We start from the raw sequence: 6533 nt of genomic DNA on the forward strand, positions 1-6533 counted from the left end.
TCAACAATAGTATACTTATTTTTCTTGTATTGTGCGAGCCAGTTGGGAAGAGTGCCACGCGCAGGGAGGCCGTATTCGAGAGAAACTCTTTCTTTACTCCAACCTTCGAGTAAGACTTTATCAATCATTTCTTGTTTTATTTCTGGAGAATAATAATTATTTCTCCCTTTTTTAACTATCTCTAACCCATAACGTTCAATCAATTTAATCATGTAGGAAAGATTTCTCGCATCTATACCGAACATATCTGCAAGTCGTGAGTAGCTAAATCCTTGTTTTCTGAGTTCATAAATCTGAACTTTATCTTCATAAGTTAATTTCATAATAAAAACACCCCAAAAGTTAGATTTTGTGTCTAACTTTTGGGGTGCACTTCAAAAATGTTACACGGGTTATTTTTTCTATTCAGCATTAGGATAAACAGAAATCTGTCTTCCTTTTATCCTGTTTATAGCTCCATCATAGATTGTATTTATCATATCTCGATTCCTTAAAATGAAGTTAAAACCATTGAATAGAGAATAAATAAGTCAATAGAGCACTAATACTAATAAAGGGAGCAAAAGGAATTTTTGCATACAACTGATTTCTTTTTGATAGAATCATCCACCCAATCACCACTCCTCCGCCAATGACAAAAGAAAGGAGTCCTATAAAGAGAATTTGACTTGGTGAAAAATAAGAGCCTAAAGCTGCTAAAAAATAAACATCTCCCATGCCGAAAACTTCTTCTTTCCAGATCCACATACCCACACCATATACAGTGATGTATAAAACGAGACCGGCCACCATTGATAATATTGCGCCCTCTACTGAATCTAGTCTGATACAAAACCCGACCGTTATTAAACCTAATAATATGCGCAAATCTATTTCATACGAATCCACATCCATCAGTGCTATTAGCATACACATTGTGCAAAAATAGTACCCTAAAATATCCGTAGGTTGCCTCAAAAGGGCTACTAAAATAAACAAGACTGTAAATACAATTTCTACTAAGAAATATCGTATAGAAATCGACTGTTTACAATAGCGGCACTTCCCTCGCAAAAAAAGAAAAGACAGTATGGGTAGTAAGTCCCACGCACATAGTGAATGATGGCAATGAGGACAATAAGATCTTCCGTGGACAAAATCTTCTCCTTTTGCTTCTCTCATACTGACTACATTCACAAAACTACCAATCACTGCTCCAAGAACACCAATCTCAAAAAGCATAAAAAAACCTCCCTTACTAAACATTACGTTTCGTAAGAGAGATTCGGCTTTTAATTTTCTTCAGTTATTACGACTTCGACGATCTCTTCAACTTCCTCTTCCGGAGTGTAATATAAACCAGAATAGTCTTTATACCATGCGAAGAAGTGCGTTACAAATACTTTAACCACTGCATAAACAGGGACTGCGATTAATAATCCAGTTAGCCCAAACATTTTACCAGCAGCTAGTAAGATTACTAAAATCGTTACTGGATGCATCTTCAATGATGATCCAAGAATTAATGGTTGAAGTAAACGACTTTCAATCAACTGCTCAATCACAAATACAGTTAGTACTTGTAAAACAATAGCAGGGCTTGTAACAAAGGCAATAATCATTGCAATAATCAATCCGATAATCGAACCAATATAAGGAATAATTACTAATAGTCCTGCAATCATCCCAATCGTTACCCCATATGGTAATCCAATAATCGAATACCCAATCGAAAAAGTAATCCCTACACAAATCGCAACTAAGATTTGGCCACGAATATATGAGCTAACTTGTTGGTTCATTTCATGTAACATCACGCTAATTTTATGTTGAGAGCGTGTCGGGAATAAACGCGTAATAGAAGGAATGACTTTATTACCATCTTTCAATAGATAATAAAGAATAACTGGCATTGTCATTAGCGTAATCACAATATCGCCAACGATTCCGACTACACTACCAATCCCGCTAAAAGTAAGATTTAACACCCCGTTGAGACGTTCTGTAATCGATTGGATGAAATCCATATTAATCGTGTTAAATTGTTCTTGCAACGCTGTGAACCAGCTTGATTGCATAAATTTTTCAACTTGATCACTAATAATTTGATAGTAGTAAGGCAATTGCGAAACTAAATCTAATAATTGCTTTTGAATAATTGGGACTAAACTTGTCACAATCATGACAAATATAAACACAACACCTAACATTACTGCTAGAATTGCAATTCCCTTTGGTACCTTTTTGTTCACTAGAAAATCATAGATTGGTTTTACTAAATAGTAAATGACCGCACCACAGGCAACAGGCACCCCGATCGCAGAAATAAACCCTTTAATTGGATTCAATAAGTACGATGTTTGCGAAAATAAAATCAAGTTAACAAGGAGCAACAATAAAATAAGCAATCCTGTCACTAATTGATTATCTAAAAACCATTTCCAAAACCAAGTTCTCCCGTGGTTTTCAGGTTTATTATTCATAAAATTCCTCCTTATCACATTTTCCTATAGTGTATCATATTTTTGCTCTCTATGATTAACATTTGATTAGATTTTACAAAAAATTGTATAATTATTTTATATTGTGATTCGGAGGGAATCGTATGAATGAAAAATTTTATTTAGGAACCTATACAAAACGCGATAGTAAAGGAGTCTATTCTGTCACTCTTAACAAAGAAACTGAACAACTAGAATCTCTTACATTGGAAGCAACTATCGATAATCCAACGTATCTTTCTTACTCAAAGAACAACCAATTATTATTCGCCGTTGGAAAAGGAGACGAACTCTGCGGAATTTCAGCAAATAATGCAAAAACTTCTCCAGTAGAACCATTAGCAAGCTACGATGATCAACAAGCCGTTCCTTGTTATATTCGTTATAACGAAAAAACAGGTGATGTGCTCACTGCCAATTATCACGGAGGTTTCGTGGAATTATATCACTACGATAAAGAGGCAAAATCATTTACTTCAATCGATAAGAAAGTCCAAACAGGATCTAGCGTTCACGCAAACCAAGCTTCTCCACATGTTCACTTCACTGATTACACACCAGACGAAAAATGGATTGTCGTTTGTGACCTCGGGATTGATACGGTGTTTACTTACAAACGTACAGAAGAAGGATTAGAAGAAGTTGCCCAATATAAAACAAAAGCCGGAAGCGGTCCTCGTCACCTCTCCTTCCATCCAACACTTCCTATTGCTTATCTGATTTGCGAACTCGATGCGACTGTAGAAGTTCTTTCTTACAATAAAGAAAACGGAACTTTTACAAACCTAGATAAAATTGCATTAACTACTGAAGATCAACAAGCTTGGGGAGGCGCCATCCGCATCACTCGCGATGGACGGTTCCTCTATGCTTCAAACCGTGGATTCGATGCGTTATACACATTCTCAGTTGATGCAAAAAGCGGATTACTCACACTCGTACAAACTGTGAATAGCTATGGTTCGGTCCCTCGTGATTTCAATCTAAGTAACGACGAAACTTATATCGTTGTAGGCCACCAAGAATCAGACAACTTAACGCTATTCAAACGTGACTTAGAAACTGGTCAACTCACACTTCTTCAAAAGGATTTCTACGCACCAGAAGTTGTTTGTGTCGTACCTCAATAGAACTCATTTAACAGTCTCTTCTTTTTTTGAAGAGACTTTCTTGTTTATTGTGGTAATCCTTGCCAGAAAGCAGTATAATCGTTGTTAGCAGACTTTATAAAGGAGTGGAAAAATGCTTAATCTTATCGAGATTATTAAAACTATTATTTTAGGAATTATCGAAGGCGTTACTGAATGGCTACCAATTAGTAGTACAGGTCACTTAATTTTAGTGAACGAAATTATTCAATTAGACGTATCTGCTAAATTCCAAGAAATGTTCAACGTTGTAATTCAACTTGGTGCCATCATGGCGGTTGTCCTAGTGTATTTCAACAAACTAAACCCATTTGCTAAAAGTAAAAACCGTAAAGAGTTTATCGAAACAATTAGTCTTTGGAAAAAGGTAATTATCGGATGTATCCCTGCTGTGATTCTTGGATTCATTCTTGATGACTTTATGGAAGACTACTTCAACAAACCAATCGTTATCGCGTTAGCCCTAATCGTATACGGGATTGCGTTCATCTACATCGAACGTGCACATAAAAATGTGGAACCAAAAATTAATGACTTCAAAGAATTAGACTTCATGACAGCTATTAAAATTGGTCTTTTCCAATGTTTAGCACTTGTACCTGGTACTAGCCGTTCAGGTTCAACAATTCTTGGAGGCTTACTTGTAGGAACAAGCCGTTCAATCGCAACTGAATTCTCATTCTTCATGGGGATTCCAATCATGTTCGGTGCGAGTGGATTAAAATTATTGAAATTCGGATTCCACTACTCATTAGCTGAATTCGTGATTTTATTAGTCGGTTCTGTCGTTTCATTTGTTGTATCTCTATTCGTAATCAAATTCTTATTGAAATACATCAAACACCACGACTTCCAAGCATTCGGTTGGTACCGTATCGCTCTTGGGATTATCGTTCTCGGAAGCTTATTCTTCAAATAATCATAAAGCTGGATTTATTCCAGCTTTTTCTTTTTGCCCAATTTCGGGTATAATAAAACTATTCAATTAAGAAAGAAGGATACTATGTCACTACTCTATGTCGGAATCGGCGGTGCCATTGGAGCTATCTTACGGTATTTATTATCACAGCTTCCTCTGCAGCATGCTCTTCCCATTAAAACACTATTCATCAACTTATTAGGATCGCTAGTCATCGGATTTCTGAGTGCTAAATTTCAGCAATCCCATTGGTTCGAAGGCGATCAACTACTCCTTATAACCGGTGTTTGTGGTGGTTTTACGACCTTCTCCACTTTCAGCTTAGAGTCTCTTCAATTGATTCAAAATGGAGATACTCCACTCGCTCTTTTATATATGGCTATTAGTTTAGTAGGTGGCCTAGCCTGTGTAGCGTTCGGGTATTTTCTTGGCCAAGCTTCATTTTAAAATAGCATTTTTATAAGAAACGGTTTACAATAGATATAAGAACAAGAACGGAGGTCATTTTATGACGAAAAAAGGTGTAACATTGTATTTCATGAGACATGGAGAAACCATCTTTAACCGCTACAATCGTATGCAAGGATGGTCAGATACTCCTCTAACAAAAGAAGGACGCCTAGATGCTATTCGTTCTGGTTTGGGAATGAAAGACGTTCATTTTGACGCTGTTTATACCAGTGACTTAAGAAGAACTGTCGAAACTGCTCAACTCTTCCTTAGAAATCATCCAAACCGTGAAAACCTCACGATTGAAATGATGCCGGAATTCCGTGAAGTATTCTTTGGAAGCTTAGAAGGAAAAGATGCAGGTGAGCTTTGGAGTGAACTCTATAAGAAATTACAACGCAATTTTGATGATTTAGGTGGACGTAATATCCAAGAAGAATTAAACGGACTAAAGGAATTAGATCCAGATCATCTCGGAGAAAACTTTATGGAGTTTTGGTTACGTGTAGAACAAGGTTTACTAAAAGTAATCAATAAGCACCGTGACCAAAATCAAAACATTCTTATCGTGAGCCATGGAATTACAATTCGAAATATGCTTCACGAATTGATTCCTGACTTCCAACTATCAGAATTAATCGGAAATGCATCTATTAATATCGTTGAATATTCAGATGGAAAATTTCACTTAAAAGCACTTAATCAAACAAACCACTTTGTACTTCGTAAAGAAGCTAAAGAAGAACCTTATGAGATGCTTCCTACAAAAATGCACGATTAATAAAGGTTTGCAAGTATAACTGAACTTTGTTACAATGAGAGTCTAGGCGTAAGTCTAGGCTTTTCTTTATACGGGGTCGTTACGGATTCGACAGGTATAGGTTGAGCTTTCAATGCATTCCGTAGGTTACGGCTACGTAAAAACGTTACAGTTAAATATAACTGACAAACAACAAACAAACACTTTAGCTTTCGCAGCTTAATAACTGCTAGCTAAGATCTGTCCGGCATCGCCCATGTGCTCGGGTCCAGGTCCTATAACCAGTGGGATACGATTCACTTTTCCGTCTGTCTAAGTGAATAAGAGATTATCAGACTAGCTTAAGATGATGCTTGTTTATCAGCTAATCAGTAGCGAAACTTAAATAGATAAACTATGAATGTAGATTTGATTGTGTCGATATACTTGGACAGGGGTTCGACTCCCCTCGGCTCCATTATTTTATGAGAAAACTCTCCTTTTTCATGATGATAAGGAGAGTTTTTCTTTATTTCAATATAATTTTTGCAATAAAAAAAGCCTACCTAATGTAGACTTAAGGATGACCCGTACGGGACTCGAACCCGTGTTACCGCCGTGAAAGGGCGGTGTCTTAACCGCTTGACCAACGGGCCAGGATAATATTAAAGCGGGTGACGAGAATCGAACTCGCGACAACAGCTTGGAAGGCTGTAGTTTTACCACTAAACTACACCCGCATTTTATAAAGAGCGGTCCCGACGGGAATCGAACCCGCGATCTCCTGCGTGACAGGC

General features: G+C 37.0%; 6 protein-coding genes, 2 tRNA genes, 1 other RNA gene and 1 pseudogene. 5 read left to right on the forward strand and 5 right to left on the reverse strand.

All coding sequences use genetic code 11. From position 1 onward, the window contains the following. The 3 genes and pseudogenes from ADH02_RS01580 to ADH02_RS01590 form a co-directional block, all read right to left on the reverse strand. Window positions 1–323 (reverse strand): annotated as a pseudogene (locus ADH02_RS01580) (IS3 family transposase); the annotation flags it as partial. 178 nt (window positions 324–501) lie between these two features. Further along, entirely contained in the window at window positions 502–1221 is a 720-nt protein-coding gene (locus ADH02_RS01585; protein ID WP_048782030.1) for a prepilin peptidase, read from the reverse strand. A gap of 50 nt (window positions 1222–1271) precedes the next feature. Beyond that, window positions 1272–2462 (reverse strand): AI-2E family transporter, encoded by a 1191-nt coding sequence (locus tag ADH02_RS01590; protein ID WP_048782032.1) that lies wholly within the window; start codon window positions 2460–2462, stop codon window positions 1272–1274. A gap of 122 nt (window positions 2463–2584) precedes the next feature. Here ADH02_RS01590 and ADH02_RS01595 point away from each other — a divergent pair, with 122 nt between their 5' ends. The 5 genes from ADH02_RS01595 to ssrA all read left to right on the forward strand — a co-directional run bounded on the left by ADH02_RS01595 (window position 2585) and on the right by ssrA (window position 6217). Next, window positions 2585–3610: a lactonase family protein gene (locus ADH02_RS01595; RefSeq protein WP_048782034.1), complete on the forward strand. Its 1026-nt coding sequence runs from the start codon at window positions 2585–2587 to the stop codon at window positions 3608–3610. Between the two features lie 112 nt (window positions 3611–3722). Beyond that, window positions 3723–4547, forward strand: coding sequence for an undecaprenyl-diphosphate phosphatase (locus ADH02_RS01600; RefSeq protein ID WP_048782036.1), 825 nt, complete (start codon window positions 3723–3725; stop codon window positions 4545–4547). Window positions 4548–4631: 84 nt separating this feature from the next. Then, window positions 4632–4994: a fluoride efflux transporter CrcB gene (gene crcB, locus ADH02_RS01605; protein WP_048782038.1), complete on the forward strand. Its 363-nt coding sequence runs from the start codon at window positions 4632–4634 to the stop codon at window positions 4992–4994. A gap of 61 nt (window positions 4995–5055) precedes the next feature. Continuing rightward, window positions 5056–5778 (forward strand): histidine phosphatase family protein, encoded by a 723-nt coding sequence (locus ADH02_RS01610; protein ID WP_048782040.1) that lies wholly within the window; start codon window positions 5056–5058, stop codon window positions 5776–5778. A 72-nt stretch (window positions 5779–5850) separates the two neighbouring features. Then, window positions 5851–6217: a transfer-messenger RNA gene (gene ssrA, locus ADH02_RS09235) on the forward strand. A gap of 103 nt (window positions 6218–6320) precedes the next feature. Here the strand turns inward: ssrA and ADH02_RS01615 are convergent. Next, window positions 6321–6392, reverse strand: a tRNA-Glu gene (locus ADH02_RS01615). 13 nt (window positions 6393–6405) lie between these two features. Continuing rightward, a tRNA-Gly gene (locus ADH02_RS01620) sits at window positions 6406–6476 on the reverse strand. Window positions 6477–6533 lie beyond the last annotated feature (57 nt).

This window comes from Streptococcus sp. 263_SSPC (assembly GCF_001071995.1).
GTDB lineage: Bacteria > Bacillota > Bacilli > Lactobacillales > Aerococcaceae > Granulicatella.